At 61.1% G+C, this 25,279-nt stretch carries 21 protein-coding genes; 9 read left to right on the top strand and 12 right to left on the bottom strand.

Features of this window, described 5'->3' with window-relative positions; all coding sequences use genetic code 11:
• Positions 1–116 precede the first annotated feature (116 nt).
• Positions 117–1,598, bottom strand: a complete 1,482-nt coding sequence (locus SIAM614_RS20355) for a coiled-coil domain-containing protein (protein ID WP_006937487.1) — start codon at positions 1,596–1,598, stop codon at positions 117–119.
• A 268-nt stretch (positions 1,599–1,866) separates the two neighbouring features.
• On the opposite strand from SIAM614_RS20355, the gene SIAM614_RS20350 reads away from it, so the two are divergent.
• Positions 1,867–2,157, top strand: a complete 291-nt coding sequence (locus SIAM614_RS20350; protein ID WP_006937486.1) for a hypothetical protein — start codon at positions 1,867–1,869, stop codon at positions 2,155–2,157.
• Positions 2,158–2,272: 115 nt separating this feature from the next.
• Positions 2,273–2,665: a hypothetical protein gene (locus SIAM614_RS20345; RefSeq protein WP_157139986.1), complete on the top strand. Its 393-nt coding sequence runs from the start codon at positions 2,273–2,275 to the stop codon at positions 2,663–2,665.
• A 105-nt stretch (positions 2,666–2,770) separates the two neighbouring features.
• Here the strand turns inward: SIAM614_RS20345 and SIAM614_RS20340 are convergent, their stop codons facing one another.
• A complete protein-coding gene (locus tag SIAM614_RS20340; RefSeq protein ID WP_006937484.1) occupies positions 2,771–3,970 on the bottom strand; it encodes a DUF1176 domain-containing protein in 1,200 nt (399 codons plus the stop codon).
• Positions 3,971–4,206: 236 nt separating this feature from the next.
• On the opposite strand from SIAM614_RS20340, the gene SIAM614_RS20330 reads away from it, so the two are divergent.
• Both SIAM614_RS20330 and SIAM614_RS32090 read left to right on the top strand, forming a co-directional pair.
• A complete protein-coding gene (locus SIAM614_RS20330; RefSeq protein WP_157139985.1) occupies positions 4,207–6,126 on the top strand; it encodes an OmpA family protein in 1,920 nt (639 codons plus the stop codon).
• Between the two features lie 272 nt (positions 6,127–6,398).
• Positions 6,399–6,572 (top strand): hypothetical protein, encoded by a 174-nt coding sequence (locus SIAM614_RS32090; RefSeq protein ID WP_006937482.1) that lies wholly within the window; start codon positions 6,399–6,401, stop codon positions 6,570–6,572.
• Positions 6,573–7,511: 939 nt separating this feature from the next.
• On the opposite strand, the gene uvrB is transcribed toward SIAM614_RS32090, so the two are convergent.
• Entirely contained in the window at positions 7,512–10,442 is a 2,931-nt protein-coding gene (gene uvrB, locus SIAM614_RS20325) for an excinuclease ABC subunit UvrB (RefSeq protein ID WP_006937481.1), read from the bottom strand.
• A 688-nt stretch (positions 10,443–11,130) separates the two neighbouring features.
• The gene (locus tag SIAM614_RS20320) at positions 11,131–11,394 is read right to left on the bottom strand and encodes a hypothetical protein (RefSeq protein ID WP_006937480.1); all 264 of its coding nucleotides are present in this window, start codon (positions 11,392–11,394) and stop codon (positions 11,131–11,133) included.
• Positions 11,395–11,898: 504 nt separating this feature from the next.
• Between SIAM614_RS20320 and SIAM614_RS20315 the strand changes: the two genes are divergently transcribed.
• Positions 11,899–12,255 carry a hypothetical protein gene (locus SIAM614_RS20315; RefSeq protein WP_157139984.1) on the top strand — a complete coding sequence of 119 codons (357 nt, stop codon included), beginning with the start codon at positions 11,899–11,901 and terminating at the stop codon, positions 12,253–12,255.
• A 24-nt stretch (positions 12,256–12,279) separates the two neighbouring features.
• On the opposite strand, the gene SIAM614_RS20310 is transcribed toward SIAM614_RS20315, so the two are convergent.
• The gene (locus SIAM614_RS20310) at positions 12,280–12,666 is read right to left on the bottom strand and encodes a mannan-binding lectin (RefSeq protein WP_198137361.1); all 387 of its coding nucleotides are present in this window, start codon (positions 12,664–12,666) and stop codon (positions 12,280–12,282) included.
• A 412-nt stretch (positions 12,667–13,078) separates the two neighbouring features.
• Positions 13,079–14,596, bottom strand: a complete 1,518-nt coding sequence (gene betC / locus SIAM614_RS20305) for a choline-sulfatase (RefSeq protein ID WP_006937477.1) — start codon at positions 14,594–14,596, stop codon at positions 13,079–13,081.
• 197 nt (positions 14,597–14,793) lie between these two features.
• On the opposite strand from betC, the gene SIAM614_RS20300 reads away from it, so the two are divergent.
• Positions 14,794–16,368 (top strand): ABC transporter substrate-binding protein, encoded by a 1,575-nt coding sequence (locus SIAM614_RS20300; protein WP_040440691.1) that lies wholly within the window; start codon positions 14,794–14,796, stop codon positions 16,366–16,368.
• Positions 16,369–16,500: 132 nt separating this feature from the next.
• On the opposite strand, the gene SIAM614_RS30735 is transcribed toward SIAM614_RS20300, so the two are convergent.
• The 3 genes from SIAM614_RS30735 to SIAM614_RS20285 all read right to left on the bottom strand — a co-directional run bounded on the left by SIAM614_RS30735 (position 16,501) and on the right by SIAM614_RS20285 (position 19,149).
• A complete protein-coding gene (locus tag SIAM614_RS30735; protein ID WP_006937475.1) occupies positions 16,501–17,808 on the bottom strand; it encodes an SRPBCC family protein in 1,308 nt (435 codons plus the stop codon).
• Positions 17,809–17,906: 98 nt separating this feature from the next.
• The gene (locus SIAM614_RS20290) at positions 17,907–18,467 is read right to left on the bottom strand and encodes a carboxymuconolactone decarboxylase family protein (protein WP_040440690.1); all 561 of its coding nucleotides are present in this window, start codon (positions 18,465–18,467) and stop codon (positions 17,907–17,909) included.
• 91 nt (positions 18,468–18,558) lie between these two features.
• Positions 18,559–19,149 carry a TetR/AcrR family transcriptional regulator gene (locus SIAM614_RS20285; protein WP_006937473.1) on the bottom strand — a complete coding sequence of 197 codons (591 nt, stop codon included), beginning with the start codon at positions 19,147–19,149 and terminating at the stop codon, positions 18,559–18,561.
• A 249-nt stretch (positions 19,150–19,398) separates the two neighbouring features.
• Between SIAM614_RS20285 and SIAM614_RS20280 the strand changes: the two genes are divergently transcribed.
• Entirely contained in the window at positions 19,399–19,875 is a 477-nt protein-coding gene (locus SIAM614_RS20280) for a MerR family transcriptional regulator (RefSeq protein WP_006937472.1), read from the top strand.
• Positions 19,829–20,209 carry a carboxymuconolactone decarboxylase family protein gene (locus tag SIAM614_RS20275; protein WP_006937471.1) on the top strand — a complete coding sequence of 127 codons (381 nt, stop codon included), beginning with the start codon at positions 19,829–19,831 and terminating at the stop codon, positions 20,207–20,209. Before SIAM614_RS20280 ends, SIAM614_RS20275 begins: the two co-directional genes overlap by 47 nt.
• 240 nt (positions 20,210–20,449) lie before the next feature.
• Here the strand turns inward: SIAM614_RS20275 and SIAM614_RS20270 are convergent, their stop codons facing one another.
• The 3 genes from SIAM614_RS20270 to SIAM614_RS20260 all read right to left on the bottom strand — a co-directional run bounded on the left by SIAM614_RS20270 (position 20,450) and on the right by SIAM614_RS20260 (position 24,303).
• Positions 20,450–22,972: a methyl-accepting chemotaxis protein gene (locus SIAM614_RS20270; RefSeq protein ID WP_006937470.1), complete on the bottom strand. Its 2,523-nt coding sequence runs from the start codon at positions 22,970–22,972 to the stop codon at positions 20,450–20,452.
• Between the two features lie 180 nt (positions 22,973–23,152).
• Positions 23,153–23,851 carry a substrate-binding periplasmic protein gene (locus SIAM614_RS20265; RefSeq protein WP_006937469.1) on the bottom strand — a complete coding sequence of 233 codons (699 nt, stop codon included), beginning with the start codon at positions 23,849–23,851 and terminating at the stop codon, positions 23,153–23,155.
• Positions 23,852–23,988: 137 nt separating this feature from the next.
• Positions 23,989–24,303, bottom strand: a complete 315-nt coding sequence (locus tag SIAM614_RS20260) for a SelT/SelW/SelH family protein (protein WP_006937468.1) — start codon at positions 24,301–24,303, stop codon at positions 23,989–23,991.
• A 43-nt stretch (positions 24,304–24,346) separates the two neighbouring features.
• Here SIAM614_RS20260 and SIAM614_RS20255 point away from each other — a divergent pair, with 43 nt between their 5' ends.
• Complete coding sequence (locus SIAM614_RS20255) at positions 24,347–25,267, top strand: choline/ethanolamine kinase family protein (protein ID WP_157139983.1); 921 nt, start codon at positions 24,347–24,349, stop codon at positions 25,265–25,267.
• The last annotated feature ends 12 nt before the right edge of the window (positions 25,268–25,279 follow it).

Below are 25,279 nucleotides of genomic sequence, written 5' to 3'. Positions count from 1 at the left end.
CGCTGCACAATACCTAACCTGGAACGACGAGGCCCCGGACTTTGAAAGCCGGGGCCTTATCCAAACTTTGGCGGCGGGGCATGGGTCGGGGAAAAGCGTCGACCCAGCGTCCCGTGTCAGTCGCGCAGCTTGACGATCTTGTCGTCACCGCCGCCCGGTGTGTTGCCGTCCGGGCCGTCGTCGTCGGAACCGCCGTCATCGATTTCCGTCGGCTCAGTTTTGCCCGGCAGCGGTTCGGTGATCCCAAGCTCGGCAGCCGGATCGTAGCCTTCGGTCAGCCCGAGTTCTTCTGCCGGGCCGCGGCCTTCCATTGCCATCTGATAGTTCACGATGACCGACTTCAACTGGACGATCTGCTCGTTGGCGGTATCGACCTGGATCTTGTAGCGCTGCAGGCGCTTGTTCTCTTCGATCAGGTCTTCCAGGTTGTCGGCGTACTTCTGGTTCTGGTTGCGCTGGTGGTTCAGGTCCGTCAGGGCCGAGTTGTAGCGCAGATTCAGTTCACGCAGCTTGGCGGTGGTTGCCATCAGCTCGTTGCGGTCTTTTTCGTGGTTCTTCTGCGCGCTGTCGAGCAGGTGCTCGATTTCCTGCATGCGCTTGAGAAGATCGCGGCTGCGTTCCTTCAGCGTGGAGTTCTCGCGCGCCATTTCCTGCAGCGACTGGGCACCGATGCGGCGCTGGGACGAGAGGTTCTCGATTTCCGCATTCAGCGCATAGACCTCGTTGTCGTGCTTGCGCTGTTCTTCCTCAAGCCGGTTCTTGGCGTAGACCAGTTCCTGGTTGGCAACGTCCAGATGGGATTTGAGGTCGATGTTGTCGTTGCGGAATTCGCCAACTTCACGCTTGACCGCTTCCAGCTCGCTGGTGACCTGGTTGTTCTTGCGGATTTCGTCTTCCAGCAGCTTGGCGCTTTCAGACAGGTTCTGCTGCAGCTCCTTTTCCCGGTGACGGACCGCTTCCAGATCGGAGCCGAGGCTCTCGGCGTGTTTTTCCAGCGTCTCGAACTTGGCTTTCAGATCGTTGAGCTTGCCGGTGAGGTCGGACACCTGGGAATTGGCTTCCACCAGCTTGGCGCTCTGCAGCCGGTATTCCTCGTTGACCTTCTTGTTGTTGTCGCGGATGGAAACGATGTCGTTGCGGGCGGTTTCCAGCGCGGTGCGGGTTTCGGTCGCGCGCTTGCGCAGCGAGTGCACCTCGGCCTGGGCATCTTCCAGCTGGGTGGTGAGCGTCCGGACCTTGTGTTCCGCGTCGAGCAGGTCGGTGGAGATCTTGGCGTTTTCCGACTTCAGCCGCACCTCGGTCTCCACGGTCGTCCGGGAGCCTTCAAGGTATTCGGCCATCATGCGGATGGAGGTCTGGCTTTCCGCCGCGAAGGCAGCCATCTGTTCGAAGGTCTGGTTGAGACCACCGATCCGGGACTTGAGCCCGTCCAGATGGTTCATCTTTTCCTGCATCTTCAGGGCAAACGGGGAAAGATGCTCAATATTGCTCTTTTCAGGAACCTGTACGGTTTCCTGAACTTCGCTTGCCTCTGTCCTCGTCTCGACCCGCTGCTCCTGGTCACCGCCGGGGCGCGAGGATTTCGAGAAAATGCCCATTCCTGTCTCCTGACTGTCCCACCGGCGCCGCCCGGCGGAAGATACGCAAAACTTTAACTCTTTATTAACCCATAAGCGCTGGCGGTTTCAACGACTCAGGGAAAGCCGGCCCCAGAATACAGTGTGAAGTGTTACCCTCAAAAGACAGATATCCCCGGCATTTTAACGGATTTGCACCTATGGTTAACATTCGGGCCGGAGTGCAACGGACCATATAGCCCACGCTGGCTGCTGACCGACCGGGGCCACAGCGCGAAGAAAGGACGGTATGACACCCGCTTATCTGATCTTCATGACCTTCATGGCCCTGGCATTTCTGCTGATGATTGCCGGCTATGTGAGCGCGCTCTTCTTCATCAGACGTCAGAACCTTCTGGAGGAGGCAGCGCTTTCCCCTGTCAAAGGCGTCTGGCTTTGGAAGCGCATGTTCACGCGTGGCGGCTTCGGCGATGAGGCCGAGCCGGCACGCCGCCGGATTGCCCGGCTTTATCTTCTGGCACTGGCGGCTTTCGCACTTGCCATTCTCCTGTTTTTCGTCCTGCCGGCTGTACCGGGCTGATCGGGGCCGCGTTGATGGGGGCCGCAGTGTTCGCGCGGTTTGAGGATGACGCTTGACGTTACGTCCGGCGTTGGCCGAAATGCCGGAGACCAAACACGGTTTCCCGGAGATATTCATGCGCATTTTTCAAAAGGCATTTTTGCTGGGCCTGGCCCCGGTTCTGGCTCTGGCCCTGGCATCGTTTTTCCAACTGCCCGCATCCGCCTATCAGGTGTTTTATACCTACAGGATTGCCGGCAGCGACATTCTGGAGGTGAGCGAAGGCGATCACGTCGAAGAAGATCCACTCGTCCTGTCACTGACGCTCAACATCGGCAGTGGCCAAACCACCAGTCTGGCGATCGAGACCGACGGCGACATCGAAGAGTGCAAGCTCCAGCTTGAAACCATCATGGGATCAAACTCGGCCTACGCAGAAATTGTCGTCGACATGAACGCCCAGACCATGAACGGCGTCCTGATGATCCAGTGCGCGGTGTTTCATGGGCTGTTTCCGGAGAAGCAATAGGCGCGCCTCGCTTGTCCGGAATGACGGTGGTGTTTCGGGTCGAAGGTGTCATGCAGACCCGGAAACCACAAACGTCAGCCCGTGAAGATCTATCCAGCGAAGGGCCTAATCCCCCATCTCGTCAATCGTCCAGCTCAGCGGCCAGCCTTCGGGCGGGCCGGTGATGCCGTCGCAGTCGGATTTTTCGAGATATTCCACCAAGGTGTAGTTGCCGCTTTCCGCGTCGATCTCATGGCGCTCGAAGGTGCCGCAGTCGTAGTTGGGTGAAGAGTAGGTGGTGCCCGTGACCTGGCCGTTGTCCGGGTCGAAGAACAGATTGTTGACCAGAGCATGGTTGGGCTGGTTGAAGCCCGGTGGTGTTTCGAACTCCTTCCACTCGTCAAGCGATGGGTCGAAGGGAACATGGGTCGCCATGTAATAGGGCACGTTGACGTCGGCCATCTGACAGGGAACGACCCATGTTTCAACGTCCCCTTCCGCGTAGTATTGCGCGCCGAAGGCAGGCACCGTTTCCGCAAGCTGGCAATTCAGCGTCCGGTAACCCATCATCTGGATCTCGTCCGGAAGCTCGTTGAGTGTATAGACTTGGCCGCGTGCACCTCTGTCCAGGCCGCTGTTGTTGGTCTCCTGCGACGGCATGATCGGCGGCGGCAGATCCTTTGCAGGTGCTTGTGCCACCGGTTCGGCTGGGGCCGGTGCCGGTGCCGGTGCCGGGGCTGGCTGAGCCGTTGCAGGGGCGGCCGCAATGCCGGTTGTTTCTTCCGGTGGCAGGCCACCCCAGGCCACGATGGCATCCTGCCGGCCGATGCGGCCCTGAACCTCGTCGATCTTCAACAGCGCATGCGTGATGCCGCTCAGCGAGACCTCGTAGGTGATCGTGCCGGTGCTGCCGCCATATTCGATCTGGACCGACGCTTCCTGGCCAAGACGCAGGTTTTCGATCAGGTCCCGGTCTGCGTCACCACCGAAGGTCATCTCATTGCCGGTGTAGATCTTGTCAGCCTTGCCGAAGAAGCCGACGTTGTCCTCGTCGCCCTCAATTTCGATCCGGGCACGCAAGCCGGTTTCGAGAGGCGTTTTCGGACGCAGGGTCACGTAGACCTGTGCCCCGGGCTTGGCGCCACGCTCCACCTTCAGCCGGAACGGTTCGCCATTGGAGCCGCTGCCACCGGTTTCGGCGATGCAGTAGTTCTTCTCGTTGCAGCGTACCGACCAGTCGCCGAAGTCGGTCCGCTCGAGTTCGGCGGCCGCCGGTGTGGCAAGAACCAGCGAAAGAGATGCAAGTAAAATAAGTCTTTTCGTCACGTCAGCCCCCTCTGACTGTACCGGCTTTTCGCCGGTCCCCGCCCCACCATGGCTGTTCAGGGGGGGAAGTCAATCGTGTGAAGGACGGAAACAGAGGGCTTGCTGCGAAAGGGCGGTTTCAGCGCCACCAAGCGAACGGACGTTGGAACGAAAGCGCCGGTTACTTGTTTCCCATTGAGCGTACCTGGCCGACGCCGGTTCGGAAAAGTTCGCCGGGGGGCGAGAGGATGGAAAGAATGACGTCTAGATTGCTTCGAAATTCAACGGCCATGGCTCTTGTCCTGGCCATCGGCCTGCCGCTGCAGCCGAGCCCGTCCCGCGCCCAGGAAACGGCGGTTGATTGTGCCGCAAATCCGGACCAGGAGGCCTGCCGGACGGAGGAGGCTGCACCTGCCGCGGAAGCAAGCACCAGCGAAGCGCCTGCGGAGCCGGCGTCTGAAGAGGCTGCCCCAGAAGCTCCCTCAGAGGCTACCCAGGAGGCAGCCCCAGAAGCTGCACCTGAAGCCGGCCAGGACGCAGAGCCTGCCGAAGCCATCGAGACGCAGGAAGCGCAGCCAGCGGAAAAACCCGCTGCCCCCGTGGAAGAAGCCACACCCGCCGAGAAACCGGCCGCTCCGGTTGAGGAAACCGCGCCTGCGGAAAAGCCCCAGAACACTGAAGAGACAACAACTGAAGAGACCGCGGCGCCGGAAGCAAAGCCGGAAGCGCCGGTAGAGGAAGCTGCTCCGGCAGAAGAGCCTGCGGTTGAGCCATCATCCGAACAGACGAATACATCACCGGAAGCCGGCGCTGCTGAACAGCCGGCGGCAGAGCAGCCCGCCGATGCGGCGGCCAGCACGGAAGCCGGACAGGCAGAGACTTCGGAAAGCCCGGAAACGCAGGCCGATGCGCCGAAGCCGGCTACCGAAGAGCAGCCCGCTGATGCCGCTGCCGCAGAAGAGCCCGCTGCGGCCGAGGAGCCCGCTGCCGCTTCGGCTGAGCCTGCGCCAGAAGAAGCTGCCCCGCAGCAGACGGACGCTGAGCAGAAAACCTCGGACCCCGCACAGGCCGAAACGCTCGCCGCGCCAGATGCTGCTCCGGTCGAAGCCACCGCGGCAGATGAAACCGTGACCGAAGAGCCGGGTGAGCCGATCAAGGCCCAGGCCACCGCGCCGGCGGAAGAACCGGCGGCTGTCGTCTCGGACGATGCGACGGACGCGCAGAGGGCCGAAGTCAAGGCGAAGGAAGAACGCCGCCGCGACAAGGCCCGCGACCGCAGGCTGGAACTGCTCGGCGCCGCGGCTGTTGGTGTCGGGGTCGGGATGTTGATCCCCGCCCTTGGCGGCAAGGTAGTCGAGGACCAGGGGGACCGGATCATCGTTGAACGGGACGGCGAATATTTTGTGCGCAAGGACGAAAGCAGCCTGCTGCGCTATGGCGATGACGAATTCCATGCGGAACGTCTTCGCGGCGGCCGCACGCGCGAGATCGTCACCCGCCGCAACGGTGTGAAGATCATCACGATCCGCGACGAGGGCGGCTATGTGCTGTACCGTTCGCGTCTTCTGCCGGATGGCCGCGAATATGTGCTGATCGACAATCGCGAGTACAACCACCGCCGCCGCAATTACGACCGCGAGCTGCCGCCGCTGCAGGTCGGCATCCCGCGTGATCGTTACATCGTGCCGGCAGGCCGGGCGAATTATGACGATATCTACCAGACATTCACCGCGCCGCCGGTGGAACAGGTGGAACAGGCCTATTCCCTGCGCGACATCCGCGAAAGCGAACGCCTGCGCGACAAGGTGCGACGGGTGGATCTGGACACGATCACCTTCGACACCGGCAGCGCCGTGGTGCGCCAGAGCCAGGTGCCGCAGCTGGAAGATATCGCCCGCGCGTCCCAGGCCGTGATCGAACAGGACCCGACAACGGTGCTGCTGATCGAAGGTCACACGGATGCGGTCGGTTCGGATGTCTCCAACCTCGCGCTTTCCGACCGCCGTGCGGAAACCGTCGCCCGCATTCTCGCGGACGTCTACGGCGTGGCACCGGAAAACATGGTCGTTCAGGGCTATGGCGAAGACTATCTGAAGGTCGACACGCAGGGCGCGGAAGAGCGTAACCGCCGCGTGACGATCCGCAACATCACGCCGCTGCTGAGCGCGCGCAGGTAACAGGCAAAGGGCGCGGCGCCTGCTTTATACGGCGCCGCGTTTCTCGCCTGAGGTCTGGACACGGGCCAGGAACACCACGTCAGATGTGGGAAGGCATTGCCCCTGTCCTGACTGACATTGACAATTCCTGACGCCACGGCTCATGTGACCGCTCCGATCCGTCCGAGCAGAACAGCTCCGGACGGCCCAGGATTGACCCGCTCCGCTGTGCCGGCCCTCCGGGGGATCACGGCAAGGCGGACCGAAAAACAGAACCAGTTAAGAAGGTCCCCATGCGCCTGACACCTCCCTCCTTGATCGTTTTCATCGTTTCCCTGGCCCTTTTCGTTGTCGCGGTGCTCCCGATGCTCGGCGTCGCCATCCCGAGCATCGGCGTTTCCACCGTCCACCTCCTGATCGGCTCCTGGGCCGTGCTGGCCGCCGGTGTCTTGTTCAAAGGCATCTGAACTTGACGTCTTTTGGTGGAAGGTGAGCGAGCTGCGCTCGCGCTGATGCGCTGGTTTCCGGATCGGCGCGCAGCTTTGCTGCACTTGTCCGGAATGACAGTGGGGGAGGAGAGGCTTGTCAGTTTCCTAAGATCTTTTTAGCAGGAGGCGTTGCAGTCGGTGGGCTTGCCTTGCCACGGAACCTTTCGTCGGAGACACCTGTCCCCAGTCCCACCCACCCGTCCTCCCGGACAAGTGAGGCAACGCCGAACGCAGATCCGGGATCCAGACATAATCTGCGCCACAGGCACGCTCATTTCCTATGGAGAAGGTGACTGAGGTGCGAGTTTTGCTCGCGCTGATGCGCTGGGTTCCGGATCGTCGCGCAGCTTCGCTGCGCTTGTCCGGAATGACAGCGGGGGAGGAGAGGTTTGCCGGCTTCCCGAGGCCTCACGTCCAGAAAGCGTTGCAGTCGGAGCGTTGGTCTTGCCACCAACCCTATCGTCGGAGACACCTGTCCCAGGCCACACACACCTCGTCATCCCGGACAAGTGAGGCAACGCCGAATGCAGATCGGGGATCCAGACATAATCTGCGCCACAGGCGCGCTTATTTCCTATGGAGAAGATGACTAAGGAGCGAGCTGTGCTCGCGCTGATGCGCTGGATTCCGGATCGTCGCGCAGCTTCGCTGCACTTGTCCGGAATGACGGTGGCGAGAGGAGAGAGGAGAGGCTTTGGTCGCCTCACAGCTTCATGTTTCCACCGTCATTGCAGGGCTCGACCCTGCAATCCATGCCATGTCTATTCGACACTTGAGGTCTCTCAGCGTGGTCTGGGTAACGACATGGATCCCACGGTCAAGCCATGGGAGGACGATAAAGCAGGGCGATGCGATCAATCCAAGCCTCGTCATCCCGGGCTGTCGAACCTTTGATTACCCTCCAACAGGAGGATTTCTTTACCGCCCCGGTCTCCCACTCTTCTTCGGCCGCCCACGATTGCGTTTCTCCTCTGCCGGGTCTTCGTAGGACCCCGCGCCGATCTTTGCGCGCACCAGCGGTTTGACCGGGTCTGACGAGCCGAGGGGGACTTCCGTGCGGCCGACGGTCATTTCGTCGAGGGTGTTCTTGCGCACCTTGGCGCTGGGGGCGGGCAGGGCGTTTCGGTCTTTGGCGGCCTGGGCCCTGTCGCGGGCCGTCTGTTTCTTCTTGCCGCTCGCGCCTACCTTGGTGCCGCCGGCGCCAAACTTGCGGTCGCCGCGATAGCCGCCGGTCTTGCCGTCGACGTCGGACTGGCGGGCCATGGCGTCGTCGGCGACGGCCAGTTCGGTTGCCTGCAGGCGCTTGATCTCGTCGCGCAGCCGAGCGGCCGTCTCGAAGTCGAGATCGGCGGCGGCGTCGCGCATCTGCTTTTCCAGATCCTCGATATGGGCCTTGAGGTTGTGGCCGACCAGGTTGCCCTCTTCGGCGAAGCCGGCGTCGATGGTGACGTGGTCCTGCTCGTAGACGCTTTCCAGAATGTCGCCGATGGAGCGGCGGACGCTTTCCGGGGTGATGCCGTGTTCCTCGTTGTAGGCGAGCTGCTTTTCGCGGCGCCGGTTGGTTTCGGCAATTGCTCGTTCCATAGAGCCGGTCATGTTGTCGGCGTAGAGGATCACCTTGCCGTCGACGTTACGCGCCGCGCGGCCGATGGTCTGGATGAGCGAGGTTTCGGAGCGCAGGAAGCCTTCCTTGTCCGCGTCCAGGATCGCGACCAGAGCGCACTCGGGAATGTCGAGGCCTTCGCGCAGCAGGTTGATACCGACCAGCACGTCGAAAGCGCCCAGGCGCAGGTCGCGCAGGATCTCGATGCGTTCCAGCGTGTCGATGTCGGAGTGCATGTAGCGCACGCGCACGCCGTTCTCGTGCAGATATTCCGTCAGATCCTCGGCCATGCGCTTGGTGAGCGTGGTCACCAGCGTGCGGTAGCCTTTCTGGGCCACCTCGCGCACTTCGCCCAGAAGGTCATCGACCTGGCTGGTGGCCGGGCGGATTTCAACTGGCGGATCGATCAGCCCGGTGGGGCGGATGACCTGTTCGGCGAAGACCCCGCCGGCCTGTTCCATCTCCCAGGAGCCGGGCGTTGCCGACACCGCGATGGACTGCGGCCGCATGGCGTTCCACTCCTCGAAGCGCAGCGGGCGGTTGTCCATGCACGAGGGCAGGCGGAATCCGTATTCGGCCAACGTCGCCTTGCGGCGGAAGTCGCCCCGGTACATGGCGCCGATCTGCGGAATGGTGACGTGGCTTTCGTCGGCGAAGACGATGGCGTTGTCCGGCAGATATTCGAACAGGGTAGGGGGCGGCTCGCCCGGCTTGCGGCCGGTGAGATAGCGGGAATAGTTCTCGATGCCGGCGCAGGAGCCTGTTGCCTCCAGCATTTCCAGATCGAACATGGTGCGCTGTTCCAGCCGCTGCGCCTCCAGAAGGCGGCCGTGCTGGTTCAGCTCCTCAAGCCGGTGCTTGAGCTCGTCCTTGATCGACTTGATCGCCTGGTTCAGCGTCGGCTTGGGCGTGACATAGTGCGAGTTGGCGTAGATCTTGACGCTTTTCAGCTCGCCCGACTTCTGCCCGGTGAGCGGGTCAAACTCGGTGATCGACTCGATCTCGTCGCCGAACATGGAAATACGCCAGGCCGTGTCCTCATAGTGGGCGGGGAACAGCTCGATGGTGTCGCCGCGCACCCGGAAGGTGCCGCGCTGGAAGGCAGCGTCGTTGCGCTTGTATTGCAGGGCCACCAGATCGGCGATCAACTGGCGCTGGTCCATGCGCTCGCCCACCTCGATGGCGAAGGTCATCGCGGTGTAGGTCTCGACCGAGCCGATACCGTAGATACAGGACACCGAGGCGACGATGATGACGTCGTCACGCTCCAGCAGCGAGCGGGTGGCGGAGTGGCGCATCCGATCGATCTGCTCGTTGATCGAGCTTTCCTTCTCGATATAAGTGTCCGTGCGCGGAACATAGGCTTCCGGCTGGTAGTAGTCGTAGTAGGAAACGAAATACTCGACCGCGTTGTCCGGGAAGAAGGACTTGAACTCGCCGTAGAGCTGGGCTGCCAGCGTCTTGTTGGGGGCCAGGATCAGCGCCGGGCGCTGGGTGCGGGAAATCACCTGCGCCATGGTGTAGGTCTTGCCCGAGCCGGTGACGCCGAGCAGAACCTGGGTCTGTTCGCCGTTTTCCATGCCTTCCACCAGATCGGCAATGGCGGTCGGCTGGTCGCCCTTGGGCTCATAGGCGGATTTCAGAACGATCGGCACGCCGCCTTCGGATTTTTCCGGGCGCTCGGGCCGGTGCGGCACCCAGAGCTCGCCGTTCTTGTGCAGCGGGTTGCCGCTTTCAATCAGCGCGGACAGCGCTTCGACCGTCGCGGTGGCACCCTGGTTGCCGGTCAGCTCGCCGAACTTGCTTTCCTTGTTCTTCTTCTTGTTGTCTTTCTGGTGCTGCTTGAGCTGCTTTTCCAGGCTTTCCGCCTCTTCCAGCGACATGTCGAGACCGGCCACCGGGTTAAGGCCGCCCGCCGCGCGTTCGCGCGCACTGTCCGCCTTGCCGATGGAAGTTCCGCGTGACGACTTGGTCGGCTTTTCCTTCTTCGCGCTCGCGGTCGCACCGGCCTTGCGGCCTGATCTGCGTGACGGCGCGCCGTCGGCCCGAGCCTCTTTTCCCTCACGAGCGCTCTGGGGTGCCGCCTTTTTCGGCTCCGGCTTGTCCGCCTCTTGCGAAATCTCGGCTGCCCAATCGCTGATCGACCCGGACAGGGGCGCCCCTGAAAAGGGGCTTTGCGGCGCTTCGCCGAAGCCGTCAGCAGAGGTGGTGTCGTCGGGGGAGGATTTCGTCGGGCGCTTGCTCATGGGCGCAATATGGTTCGGTTACGCGCGCGAGGAAAGGGGGTGGTTGCGGGTTTGTTCCGCTTTTTGCCACTTCCTGTCAGTCTCCTGACATATGGGTGTCAGGAAGTCCGCCGGGAAGAGGCGCTTCTTGGCCGGAGATAAGAAAAAAATCGGCCCGCGAAGGGTAGGACTGCGGGCCGATGGAAGAGTTGGATATAGACAGTCGGATGTGGCCGCAGATCGGGCTTTGGCCGGGACCGCTCCGGCTTGCATCCTGCCCGGAAGGTGAGAGCGGCAGGAGGTGAAAGTCGAAGGGCATGTCACGATATGAAGCCGGCCCTCGGGCGGCTGCCGGGCTTCGTGGTCGTGTCGTTCATCAGGCTGTCTCAACCGGCCTTCGGGTCTTGCGACTGAGTGCAATCGGTCAGAGGCTGCCTGGGCTCGTTTCCAAGGGAAAACAGGCCATCGAAAGGATCGAAGGGCAGGGATATCCCTGCGATGTCATCTGCGAGCGCGAACCGAAGGCCGTGTGGGGGCAAAGGTGGCAACTACGGTGTCGTCGCAATCGCGATGGGTCATTTGGGCATTCACGTCTCCTTTGGCCATCGGCATCAGGACCCGGTGACGGGGGCGTCGCGGGTTCTGAATCGAAACAGTCGGCATGTCCTCAGCCGGAGGGCCATCCGCGTTTCGCTGACGAACGGAGGACCTAGGGCTGGACCTCGATGGACAGGATTGAATCCACGCCGCTTTCCGAGCCGTCGTAGACAATGGTGACGGTTTTTCCTGCAGCCAGGGTGTCCGGCACCGCAACGGAGCTGGAAATCGTCTGGAACTGGGTCTTGTCGCTCAGAACGAGCGTGCGGGTGGTCGGGTTCCATGTCTCGACGGACGCGGTCACGCTGTCGGCAACTGCGGGCACCAGGCCGGCAGCAAGGAAGGCAGCACCAAGGACTAAGCCACGAAGGGCCATTGCAGATATCCTTTCAAGGATAGAGATGTTTGAAGGTGCAGTGGTGTCGCGGCCATGACGGCTGGTTGCCGGTGTCATGACGGCTTGGGTTCTCTATCCATCGGATGCCTGGGAAGACCAGAAGCACTGCCTGGTGAGTGGCTTACGCGGGACGCGCTTAACCCTGCTGAAGCGGATTCAGCGCCCGGATTGCGGCGGAAATTTGTTCGAAAACAGGGGGGCTAAAAATATTCTAAGGGCGGATTGGGGAGGGGCCGACTGTGCTTTTTCCGGCGATGCTCGGCTTGCTTCCCGTGCCCGTTTGCGGTCGGAAATTTGTCGTGCAAACAGGTGAGGCAGGAGGCCGTTGCCGGTTGGGCAGCCCACGGAGGGCTGTTGTTTTCGTCAGTAAATCTTTTGCGTGCTGCGTAGTTTGCTGAATATTCAGCGGTTCGGTCTCGTGCTATAATCAGTTCCATCATATCACAAGCAGATATGCTGCATCTTGCGCGGAGGAGGCGAAAGATGAGACTGAGAGCTATTGTTAAATTTACGCTGATGGCGGGTCTGTTTTACGCAGCTGGCCCTGCCAGTGCGGATCCGCTCGACCTGACGCATCAACCGGATCTGACGGTTGCGAAAGTCGTTCTGGCCAGCCTGGACAGAGAGCTCGCGGTGCCGCCGATGCCCAACATGTCGCCGCGCCTGTCCGGTGCGGTGGATCTTCCGGTATCTTCAACCGACAAGGGGCCGTTGATCCAGGTCGCCGGTCGTTGCGGATCGTCCGAATACTACTGCGACTCTCCCGGTTTCCTCTATTGCTGCGGCAATTCTTCGGACGGGTTCTACTGCGCTGCCGATGTCAACGGCTGCACCAAGTAGTCTCCGGTCAGGGTCACGTGTCGACTAGCGACACTCACACACGGACATGCGGCCCTGCACAGTGGTGCGCCACTGGCCGCTCCAGCTGAGGCCGTTGCCGAAGCAGATGCCGGGGCATTTGCCTTGCGCATCGGCGTTGTTCCAGATGGGGCCGGCGTCGATGTCCCGCCCGGGGCTCGCCTTCTCGCAGGAGCAGACCGACATCTGTCCTTGAACCGTCGTATGCCACTGCCCGTTCCAGCGCGTACCCAGCCCACCGCAAACCCGCGGGCATTTCGCCTGCGCATCGCCATTGTTCCAGATCGGCCCGGCCTCGACGTTGTAGGTCTGGGCACCGGCGGGAAGGGCGACGAGCAGGAAGAAGAGCGCGGCAAGGGACATCGGCAATCGCATCGGGACCTCCGTAGGCAATCGATCCTCCGCAGCTTCCATTACCCGTCGCCGTGTGTCGACCGGGAAGTTCTGTGTGAACTGGTTTCTCGCGCGGTGTGGCCCTGCTGCAGCGGGGCTAGGATCGGGATCGGGGTTTCCATGGGGAAGGGATCTGGGAAATCGGGAGGTCAGAGGCGTACTGGATCCCCGCCTGCGCGGGGATGACAAGGAGGGTGTGGTGGGCCAAGGGGCTTGGAGGCAAGCGTGGTTGCCTCGCTCCGCGTTGTCATCCCGGTTTGGCGAAGCCAAGACCGGGATCCAGTATTCTGTGGAGCCGGTAAGTGGACATTCGCGAGGTCAGAGGGGTCCTGGATCCCCGCCTGCGCGGCGATGACAAAGAGAGAGTGGTGAGTTCTGGGGTTTGAAGACAGGTGCTGGTGCGTTGCGTCTCTCACTCTCCCCTCGGATACCTCTGGCTCTCTTCCACCACGTTCAGGTCCATGTGGTTGCGCATGTAACGTTCGGAGGCTTTTTGCAGGGGTTGGTAGTCCCAGGGGAAATAGGCTCCGTTGCGCAGGGCTTCGTAGACGATCCAGCGGCGGGCCTGGGACTGGCGGACCTCGGCGTCGAAGGCGGCCATGTCCCATTGTTTTCCGGCGATTTCGGCGAAACGTACAGCGGTTGCGGCATGGGCCGGGTCGGCGGCGAGGTTGGTCAGTTCGTGCGGGTCGTCCGTCACGTTGAAGAGCAGCGGCGGGTCGAGTTCGCAGTGGATGTATTTCCAGTCGCCTTCGCGGATGCCGACCAGCGGTGCGTAGGAGGCTTCGGCGGCGTATTCCATCAGCACCGGTGCGCTGCGGGGCTCGCCTTTCGCCAGAGGCGCGAGGCTGGTGCCGTCGGTCCAGGGCATGATCTCGCTCATGTCGATGCCGGCGAGATCGCAGACGGTCGGCAGAACGTCGAGCGTGCTGACCGGGTCTGAAATGTGCTTCGGAGCGAGATCGGCATCGGCAACCATCAGCGGTACGCGGGCGGAGCCTTCGAAGAAGTTCATCTTGAACCACAGGCCGCGCTCGCCCAGCATGTCGCCGTGGTCGGAGACGAACAGGATGGTCGTGTCTTCGGTCAGGTCCATCGCGTCGAGCGCATGCAGGATCTCGCCGATCTTGTCGTCCAGATAGGTGATGTTGGCAAAATAGGCCCGGCGGGAGCGGCGGATGTCTTCTTCGGTAATGTTGAAATTGCGCCAGTCGTTGGCGTCGAAGATGCGCTTCGCGTGCGGGTCGTGATCGTCATAGTCCATCGCCGGAACCTGCGGCAACAGCTGCTCGCAATCTTCGTAAAGGTCCCAGTATTTCTGGCGGGCGACATAGGGATCATGCGGATGGGTGAAGCTGACCGTCAGGCAGAAGGGGCGGTCATATTTGCCGCGGCCGTAATCGTGGATCTTGCGCACGGCCTGGAAGGCGACGTCGTCGTCATATTCCATCTGGTTGGAAATCTCGGCAACGCCTGCGCCCGTCACCGAGCCCATGTTGTGGTACCACCAGTCGATGCGTTCGCCCGGCTTGCGGTAGTCCGGCGTCCAGCCGAAGTCGGCCGGGTAGATGTCGGTGGTCAGGCGTTCCTCGAAGCCGTGCATCTGGTCCGGACCGACGAAATGCATCTTGCCCGACAGGCAGGTGGTGTATCCGGCGCGGCGCAGGTGGTGGGCATAGGTCGGAATGTCGGAGGCAAATTCCGCCGCATTGTCGTAAACGCCTGTGCGGCGCGGCAACTGGCCCGACATGAAGCTCGCCCGCCCCGGAGCACAAAGCGGGGAGGCGGTGTAGGCATTCTCGAATCTGACCGACCGTTCCGCCAGTTGTTTGAGATTGGGTGTATGTAGAAATTCCGCCGGTCCGTCCGGAAAAAGCGTTCCGTTCAATTGGTCGACCATCAAAATCAGGATGTTCTTGCGCTTGGTCATAGAGCTTCTCCAACGGAATGCAGGACGGGTTGCCAAATTCCTATCGTTTTTTTGATTGAGCAATCAATCAAATTCATTATCCTCTTTCACCAGCCCAAGATGTCGTTAAAGCGACGTAACTTGCACATTTTACCTATGTGTGCAGGTTATGCCGCTCAGCCGGGCCAGATTGGCCTCAAGAAAGAAGGGACAGGTATATGAAGACTCTAAACCAGCCACTCTTACAATCGGGGGTCTCCCGGCGCGGCGTTCTGATGGGAACGGCAGCCATCGGCGCAACGGCGTTCGCAGGCCAGTTCGGAGTCGGCCCAGCGGCCGCGCAGCCCAAGAAGGGCGGCACGTTCAGGGTCGGCATCGCCGCCGGCAACACCAGTGAAAACTACGATCCGGGCACCTGGGACAATGTCTTCGTGCAGGTGTTCGCCACGTCCCGTCACGGGTACCTCATCGAGATCACCGCGGACGGTACCCTGGTGGGCGAAGTGGCGGAAAGCTGGGAAGCGTCTCCCGATGCCACGATCTGGACCTTCAAGATCCGCCAGGGTGTCGAGTATCACAGCGGCGGCACGGTCAAGCCGGAAGACGTGGTGGCCTCGGTCAACTATCACCGCGGCGAAAACAGCACCTCGGCGGCGAAGCCTTTCGTCGATCCGATCAAGGACATCAGCGTCGACGGCGACAGTGTCGTGTTCACGCTGGAAGCGGGCAATGCCGACTTCCCGTTCGTGGTCAGCGACTATCACTTGCCGATCATGAAATCCTCCGACGGCAAGATCGATCCGACCAGCAGCGACGGTTGCGGTCCCTACAAGGTGACCAACTACCAGCCGGGTGTCATTGCCGAACTGACCAGGAACGAGAACTACTGGAAGACTGACCGGGCGCATTTCGACGATGTCAAGCTGCTGACCATCGTTGACCCGGCAGCGCGTCAGTCAGCACTCCTGACCGGCAATGTCGATGTCATCGATCAGGTGGACCTGAAGACCGTCGGTCTGTTCAAACGGTCGCCGAACGTCACGATCCTGTCGACCACGGGCACGCAGCACTACACGTTTGCGATGGACACGCGCACGGCGCCCTTTAGCGACAACAATGTACGTATGGCGCTGAAATATGCTGTCGATCGCCAGGAACTGGTCGACAAGATCCTGTTCGGCTACGGGGCTGTTGGGAACGATCATCCGATCAGCCCGTCCAACCGCTTCTTCGCGGACGACCTGGAACAGACCACCTACGATCCCGACAAGTCGAAATACTACCTGAAGCAGGCCGGTCTCGATTCCCTTGACGTCAGCCTTTCAGCGGCTGATGCGGCCTTCGGTGGTGCCGTCGATGCGGCCGTGCTTTATTCAAACAGCGCGAAGAAGGCTGGCATCAACATCAAGCCGGTGCGCGAGCCGAATGACGGTTACTGGTCGGATGTCTGGATGAAAAAGCCGTTCTGCGCGGTCTACTGGGGCGGACGTCCGACGGAAGACTGGATGTTCTCCGTGGCCTATGCGTCCGGTGCTCCCTGGAACGATACCTACTGGGAGAACGAGCGCTTCAATCAGCTGCTGAAGACGGCCCGTTCCGAGCTTGATGAAACCAAGCGAGCCGATATGTACCGCGAAATGCAGAACCTGGTGCGCACCGACGGTGGTGTGATTATTCCGATGTTCGCCAGCTATGTCATGGCGCACAACGAAAAGGTCCAGCATCCGGAAAAGGTTGCCGCCAACTGGACTCTGGACGGTTTCCGCGCCGTCGAACGCTGGTGGTTCGCTTAACAGAACCAAGACGGCACCTGCAGCCGTTAAGGCGAAGGCGGTGGAAACCGCCTCGCCGGATCGACCTTCAAAGCGCTCCTGTTTGGGGCCTTTCCAACGGCCGGCCGGGCAAGTCCCGCCGGCCGCTTTTTTTCAATTGGACTTTTCCGAAATCAATTGTTGGCGAAAGGCCTCGACGTTGACGATCAGGCCCGGCAGCAACCATTGAAACAGCCGCACCACATCGCCGACCGGCTGCGCGTTGGTGTCCCGGGCAATCGCCGCTTGCAGGATTTCCGGTGTCAATCCGCCAGGGTTGGGCAGTGTCCGGGCAAGGTTGACCGCGCAGTCGTGAACGCGTTCGCAGGCCTTGTCATAGTCGGTGGTTTCGATCTGAGGACGCAGTGCATTCCACGCGAGGCGAAAGTAGCTCGGCCAGCGGGCAAGGGCACGATAGTCGGTGTTCACGAACGGCAGGCCGAGCGTGCGCATGATGTCGTCGTAGACATCTCGCGTCTGGCTGTCGACGTGGTGCATTTCCATGAGCACCGGTGCCCCCAGTCGCCGCGGCCCGTGTTCGCTGTCGTAGGGTGAAATAGTGCTGCTTTCGCGAAGGTCATGGTTCTCGATCAGAAGCCGGGCAGCTGTCGCGATCAGGAGATAGGGCATGTTGCCGTGGGAGAAGACCTCGATCTCGTCTCTTATCCGCTCGAGTTCCTGATCCGCATACCCGCGTTTGCGCAAATCCCTTGTAATTTCCGGAACCGAAAAGGCGGCAACTTCCTGCTCTGCACATGATCTCAGCTCCGCGCAGGCTGCAACGAATTCCCTGCTTCCGGCAAGGTCTCGCAGTCCACCCCACAAGGCGGCGTAGAAGTTCGGATATTGTGCAAAGGCCATCGTCACCACGCCCATCCATGGCACTTGCAGCACGGCCTTGGTGTCTTCGTAGACAGCGCGCAGCGCTTCGTTGGCACGGATCTCCGGAACCGTGGTCACCTGTGGCAAGGGAGAGGGCTTGCGGCGTGGCAGGGTCTTGCTAGCCTGTTCGGCAACCATCACCGCCAGTGCCTGAAGCCCCGTTTCATAAATGCCGGCAACCACGGAACGTGCCTCTTCTTCTGAAGCGCCTTCAGCATCGAACCTTCCCGACCATTCCACTTTGCAGCCGTTGCCGGTCGCAAGGATCCGGAAAGTCGAAGTGTAGTCACGCACGGGAAGGGGGCCAGAGAGTATGCGGTAGCTGTAGGTTCCGGGAACCGTTCCGTCGTCGGTCCGAGCTTCCTGGAGTATCGCGCCGTCCGGCAACGTCAGGTGGCGCACCGTTCCGGAAGGTGCTTCGCTCGTCTTGCAGTCCGCAACGGACGGATGCCATGCACCGATCCGGTCAAAACCACCTGCAAGCTGTCTCACCAGGTCCGGATGGACCGGCAGAGCTTTTTTTCGGTGAACGTCGATCATCGTCTTCCTCCCGTTCAAGTTTAGGCAATCGTGAAGTGGCGGCTGTTCAATCGCGGGGCCCGTTCGCGTCATCGGGCTGACGCGACCGGGCCGTTTGTTCAGGCGCCCATCTGCTGTGCGTCGTATTGGGTAACCTGCGGGAAATCATGCTCCGGGTCCGCCACGTGCCGCACATACTGGATCAGGGTGTAGATCCCGATGATCCCGATGGTTTCAAGAAGGGCCTTGTCGGAAAAACCGGCCTGCCGGACAGCATGAAGCGTCGGGGCGGTCACCTGACCGCGGTTGCGGACGACTTCATTTGCGTAGTCGAGCAGGGCCTGCGTCCGCGCATCCTCCGCGCGGCCTTCCATTGCGGCCAGCATCTCGGTTTCGCTACCGCCGTGCATCTGGCCCACTTTCATGTGAACGTTGACACAATAATCGCAGCGATTGAGTGCGGAAACGAGCATGGCTACCTGTTCGATCTCCTTGCCCGTCAGTTCTATGCCGTCGTTGACGCCGGCATTGAGCGCAAGGAAGCCCTTCAGCACATTGGGGGCATTGCCCGTGACCTTGAAGAGATTGATGACGCCGCCGAATTGCCGCTTGGCCTCATCAAACGCCTCCTTTGTGGCTCCTGTTGCCTGGCTGGGTTCGATTTGAAGCATGTTTGGCATTTGTCGTTTCCTTTCGTGTGTCAACTGACCGACCAGTCAAACGATGTTTAAACGTGCTCGGACGTCCGGTGTTTGCCGCAATTGGCGGCGGTTAGGGTTTAAGGCTGTTCAGATGGGCGAGGGCGCCGGGGGCAAGAAGGGTGATGTGCGATGGGTCGTTCTGCGCCTTGGCCAGCAGAAGCCCACCCTGAATGAGGCCGATGACGACATCCGCTCCCTTGTCGCAATCGATCCTGGCGAGTGAACCGGTCTCGATGAGCTGGTGCAGGATATCGCGCACCGGGGCTTTCCACGTCGTCAGTGCATGTTTGATGGCCTCGCGTACAGGGATATCCACGGCCCCGAGTTCCAGGCTCATGTTTCCGACAAGGCATCCTTGTGCAAAGCCGTGCCGGGTTTTCCAGTCCCGGTTTGCCCTGGCGGGAACGTCGAAGAGCTGGCGGAGCTTTTCTTCCGGTGCTGCGTCACTGTCGGCAATGTCGCGGAAAGCTTGTCCGAAAGACGTTGCATATCGCTCGATCGCTGCAGCCAGAAGATCCGACTTCGAAGGGAAGTAGTGGTACAACGTTCCCTTGTTCACCCCGGCGCTCTTGCAGAGTTCCGTGGTGCCGACGGCACCGAAGTTGCGTCCCAGAAAGAGCTCGGTGGCGGTGTCGATGAGAATGTCGCGTGTCGTGGTCATGCGGGATTGATATTTCCAACTGACCGATCAGTCAATTGATTGACGCTCACCCCAAGTTCACGACGTCGCGAGGTGGGGTCTTGCCGTCTTCAGGTCTGGATGCCTCGAAGACGGCCGAACCGGAAGAAGATTGGCCCCTGTCAGCAATGCAGCTCCGTGACGCCAGATTTGATTTAGTTGAAAAAGACGCTTGACCTGGAGTGCACTCCAACCGGTACCTGAGAGAAATCGTTCCGTTCGGAGACTGACATGCGGATTGGCGACCTGGCCGAGAAATCGGGACTTTCGACCGACACCCTGCGCTACTACGAAAAGATCGGCCTTTTGCCGCGTCCCTTGCGGGACGGTGGCGGGCGGCGGGTCTACGATGCAACGATCCTCAGGTGGATCGACTTCCTGGACCGGCTGAAATCGACCGGTATGGGCATCAAGGACCGGCTGCGTTATGCGGACCTGCGTACAAAGGGCGAAGCTTCGTTGACGGAGCGCCGGAAGCTGCTGGAAGCGCACAGGGGAAAGGTTGCCGGCGATATTGCCCGGCTCACCGAGATGCTGGACGTCCTGGACGATAAGATTGATCGCTACAGAAGGATGGAAGCGGGTGAGACCGTTGATCCGGCCTTCGAAAGCTGCGCCCGGACCGAACACGGCGCGCCGCCAAGCAAGGAAGCTCCGAAACATGAGCACCGCCCTGGAGCGCGGCCGCGCGCTGACGCAGAAACTTAACCCCGACCTCGAAGCCGTCCTCAGCGAGCGCTATGACGATCTTCTGCCTGGCTTTGCCGAAAGCCTGATCGAATGGGCCTATGGCCGGCACTATGCCCGTGAGGGCCTCGACCTGAAAACGCGCCAATTGTGCACCATCGCGGCCCTGACCGTGCTCGGTGGCCAGACGGCACCGCAGCTGAAGATCAACATCGAACACACGCTTGCCGCCGGGGCCAGTCGCACCGAGATCATCGAGGCGATCTGGCAGATGGCCGTCTACGGCGGCCTGCCGGCAGCCATCAACGGCCTCAACGCGGCACGGGAGGTGTTCGAGGCGTCGGATGCGGCGTGAGTGAATTCAGTCACGCAGCCAATCCGATAAGATGACCTATCCGCAGTCATCCCGGTCAAGCGAAGCGCGCACCGGGATCGGGGAGCACATGCATGTCGAAAGACACTCGAACGCCTGGCGTAAGTCAGGCGCACCCCGATCCCGGATCTTCGCTACGCTGCGTCCGGGATGACTGCGGATAGGCAGGTGAAAACCAGCGGGGTGCCGGGATGACCCCGGGAACTAGGAGAATGCCGCCACTCAGGCTGCGGCGACGTCCTGCAGGAACCGGTCGATCCGGGTGGTGACTTCAGCGAGCTGCCGGGTGGCCGCGTCGGTGATTTCTTCCACCTCACGGGCCGACAGGCTGGTTTCGCTGGAGCCGCGGGAGAGGTCACCGATATTCTCCGACACGCTGGCGGTCTGGCCGGCCGCCTGGGAGACGCCAGTGGAGATTTCGGCCGTTGCACCGGCCTGCTGCTCCACGGAGCTTGCCATGGCGGCGGCTGTTTCGTTGACGGATTCCATCATGTCCATGATTGCGCTGATCGCTTCGACAGCACCGTTGGTGGCCTGCTGGATTTCTGTCACCTGGCTGGAGATTTCCTCGGTCGCCTTGGCTGTCTGTCCGGCCAGAGACTTCACCTCGGAGGCAACCACGGCAAATCCCCGTCCGGCGTCACCGGCACGGGCGGCTTCGATGGTCGCATTGAGTGCCAGCAGATTGGTCTGCTCGGCAATCTCCTGAATGAGCTGCACGACAGCGCCGATGCGCTCCGCCGCGGCGGACAGGCCCTTGATCTGGTCATTGGAGGTGCGGGTGGCGCCTGCAACTTCCTCGACGCGCACCAGGGTGTCGTTGACCTGCCGGCCAACTTCCTGAACCGAGGCGCTGAGTTCTTCCGTGGCGGCTGCAATCGTCTGGACGTTATGGCTGGCCTGGCTGGAGGCCGTGCTGACATCCTCGGACTTGCCTGTGGTCGTGCGGGCGATTTCGGAAAGCTGCTCGGCAGTGTTGTCAAGCTGCTGCATGTTGCCTGTCACCGTGGCGAGGGCTTCCTCGATATCCTGGCGGAACGAGGCCACAAGGGCGTCAACGGTCGCTTGCCGCTTGCGGACACCTTCCTGGTTGGCAAGGGTTTCCTCTTCCAGCCGCATTCGTTCGATTTCCCGGTCGCGGAAGGTTGCGACGGCCTGGGCCATATGGCCGATTTCGTCCTTGCGGTTTGCTGCGGGCAGGTCGAGATCCGTATCGCCGTCTCTCAGTTTGAGCATCGCGCCGGTCAGCCCCCGGATGGGGCGGATGATGGCGCTGGATAGCAGCACGACGAAGGCGATGCCCAGAAGCAGGGCCAGACCCAGGGTGACGGTGATCTGCGTCTGTGCGCCAACGGCGCTTGCAAGAGCGGTCGCTTCCGAGTTGGCGCTGATGACTTCCGCCTGATCGGTTAGCGAGGCGGCTGCCGCGGCAAAGGATTGTTCGCTTGAGCGCAGTGCCGCCGTTGAGGCAACGACTTCGGCAAACGTGGTGTCCAGTTTCGGCAAAGCGTCCGTACCGGCCGCAACAAGCGCCTTCAGGGGCCCGTTCAGAAGATCGGTCAGGGCCTTGTCGGAGGTATTCTTGCCGGCGGCGGTTCGCACTGTGTCGAGGTTGCCCAGTTCCGTGCGGGCATCGGCCAGGTACATCTGGAACGTATCGGCGGCGTTTTGGGACGATGTGTTCAGATAGTCGGAATAGGCGCTGCGGACACCAAGCACGCTGCGGGCAACGCTCTGGGTATAATTCGACAAAAGGGCAATGTCGGCGCTGGCCTTGTCGAAGTCCCGCAGTTCCTGCGTCAGGTCGTTGATGGGTTCTTCGGCGGCCTTGATGATGGTGTCGGCAAGGGTGATCAGCTCACGGGTGGCGGGCTCCAGTTGCTTTTGCCAGGCGTTCGGGTCCGGAGACTTCAGATGCGCCTTCAGCAGCTTTTCAAAGGACTTGGAGCTTTTCGTCAGAGCCTTGACGCTGTCCTTGATCGTGTCGGTCTTCACCGTGCGGCGGACGGCCTTGGCATCCTTGTCCAGGGCATCCACCCGTTCGGCCAGCTTCTTTGCCAGGCCCTTGTCCGGTGCCGCGGCAAAGGTCTCTGCCTCCTGCGCCAGCACCACCGTGGTGATGCGCATGTTGCTGAGCCGAGGGCTGACGTTGGACAGGTTGTTCATCTTGCCTTCGTTGGTGATGGCAAGGGCGGATCTGTAAGCGGCAAGGGCCGTGTAGTCCTCGAAGGCCTTGTTGGTGGTTTCGACCAGTTCGGACGTCAGCGTGTCGAGACTGGCCGCTGCCGTATCCCGGCTCTGCCGTTTGTCGCGCAGCGTCGCAAATCCGGTCTCCAGCTCGCCGACGATTGCCGCAAGCTGTGTTGCTGCCTGGGGCTGGCTTTCGGAGAGGTTCAGGCTTTCCCGGGAAATCGAGGCAATATCGGCGGTGACGGCGTCTGCCGCCTGGCTGCTTCCGTCGCGGCCGAATGTCTGGGCGTTGGTCAGCAAGCGGGGAACGCTGCCGAGGAGTTCGTTGGCCGTCTTGGCGACCGTCACCGAGTTCTTGACCTCCGAGCCGGCGTACAGGCCGCCCGCACCGACGCCGATGGCGCACAGAAGCATGGCGCCGAAGCCGATCTGCAACTGGGTCTTGATCGGCCAGTCGAAGAAGACGCGTTGCCGTGCCGCTGTCCCGGTCCGGTCAATCCCTTTCGGTGTGGCGCTGGTTGCAGTCTTCCGGAAAGGAAGGTTTACGAACTTCATTCTCGAGCTCCGGAGGTTGTCTAGCCGGAACCATTTTGAGCGGAAAGTTTTAAGAAGACCCGAAGGAGAGCTGCATTAATTATGGGCGGCTTTTTGTACGCTTGTTGTGCAGGTAAGGCTTTGGAAAGGTTCTCTGCTGGGCCCCGCTAAACAAAGAACCTCTTTGAGAAACGAAATTTCCTATTGCGTCAAACGCTTGGGGTTGCTCTGCGGTTTCTTTTCAAGGTGGGAATTGAGGACGGCCTGCAGCCTATCGGTGAGTGACACGTCTGTTTTCGGGTTGCAGGCCAGCGCAAGCTCCACGGTCTGGAGGGTCAGCAGCTTCCTGATCTCCACGCCTTCCTGCGCGGCGACATAGGGGGATGATATCAGACCGCCCAGCCAGAGCTGGGTATGGCCGGTCTTCAGCATGTTTGCGTTCAGCTTGTCTTCGTACACCAGAACCAGATTGGGGTGGCCCGCATCCTGAAGTTCGTTGGTACTGGTCCAGCCGCCAACCGCCCCCGTCGCATAACCAAAACTGTCCTCAACGGATGACAGTCTGATCGAGCTGTCCTTGAGGGCAAACAGACCGTAGCCGTCGATTTCCAAAGGTCCGACCCAGTTGAAATTCGGTTCGCGGGCTTCTGTGCGCCATAGAGCCATGAAACAGTGGTTGGCGTTGCTTTCAACCGCGTTCAATCCGCGCTTGAAAGGACGCATATGCATCTGGACCGATATGCCGGCTTCGTCGGCAAGGCTCTGGACAAGTCTGGTGACAGAGCCGTCGATACGTCCGTCTTCATGGGGAAAATAAAGAGGTTTGTAGTCTTCGGTGTAAATGACAATTTCTGGTCGGGTATTGTCGGTTGCTGCTGAAACGCCTGTTCCTGCGAGCAATACTATTGCCAGAAATAACCCTGATAACCCGATGTGCATGAAGGCTCCGGTTCATGCGGCTTGTCTTGATTTTCATCCGAAAGCTTCGTTTCAGACGCGTACCTTAGAAGTCCGCAGGTTTAAGAAGGGTAATCCAATCAAACGTCCCCGGGATCGTTCTGCTGGTCTTGCCGGTCGCTGTGGCCGAGATCCTTCTCCGGCCAAAGCTGGTCGCGTAACCGCTGTTTCAGCACCTTGGCCTCCGGAAAGCCGCCATCCGTCTTGCGGTCCCAGACGGTTTCACCGTCGCAGACGATCGTAAAGATGCCACCGGTGCCAGGAACCAGCGTAACCGCCCCTGTTTCTTCAGAAAAGGTGGACAGGATCTCCTGAGCCATCCATGCGGACCGCAGCAGCCAATTGCATTGGCGGCAATAGGTGATGATGATATGGGGCGAAGGGACGTTCGTCATGGCGTCCGGCCGGCTCCTCTGTTTCACTTAATGGTCTTTGCTTGTGCCACAGCTTTCCACCGACGCGCCAGACGCCACCTTGCCAGTCATCCTGGAAACCTTCGAAAATCATCCGGATTTGCACCGTCTTTGCGGCATGCCTTTGACGGCCACGGCCTTTCCTGGGTTGACCAACCGTGTTTTCAGGCTTGAGGCCGGGAAAGGCACCTTCTTTCTACGCCTGCCGCGTTTGGAGGAGGCAGGCAGCATCGACAGGAAAGCGGAGGCGCGGAACCTGTCGCTGGCAGCGGACGCCTGCCTTGCCGTGCCGCCGGTGTTCTGTGATCCAGGCACCGGCGTTCTGGTGACAAGGGCAGTCGAGGTCAGTGGCGCCCCTGCCGGCCTTCTGGGCCAGATGCCGCATGTTCTTGCTCAGGCTCTTGGTCAGGCGCTGGGGCGCTTGCATGGGTCTGGGGCGGCCTTCGAAGGGCGGCTCGACCCGGACTGCGTGCTTCAGGCACAATGGCAAGGACTTCGGGATGCGGCCGGGCTTGGTGCGGAAATGGCCGGGCTGGAAAAGGTGCTGAAGCTTCGCGCGACAGTTACAGCGGGCAGCGCTGGCCCCGTGTATGTCCCGAGCCATGGGGATCCATCTCCCGGCAACTGCCTGATGACGGCTGAACGGCTCTGGCTGATCGACTGGGAGTTTTCAGCCATGTCCGATCCAGCCTGGGATCTTGCCTATGCTGTTCTCGAACATCAGATGGGGCCGGATCAGGAGGGCGTCTTTCTGCAAGCCTATGCGGTCACCGGGGCGGACCTGCCTGATGCGAGACGTCTCGTCGTGATGAAAGCCAAATGTGACGGCGTATCGGCGCTCTGGGCGTTGGAGCAGGTAGCCGCAGGGCGGGACGAGGCTGTGTTTCTGCCCTTTGCGCGGCAGAGGCGGCAGCGGGCGCTGCAGCAATTGGCTGAGCTTGCCTGAGCCCAGGAAATG

It is taken from the genome of Roseibium aggregatum IAM 12614 (genome assembly GCF_000168975.1).
GTDB classification, from domain to species: domain Bacteria; phylum Pseudomonadota; class Alphaproteobacteria; order Rhizobiales; family Stappiaceae; genus Roseibium; species Roseibium aggregatum.
This window is presented reverse-complemented; position numbering and strand designations above follow the sequence as displayed.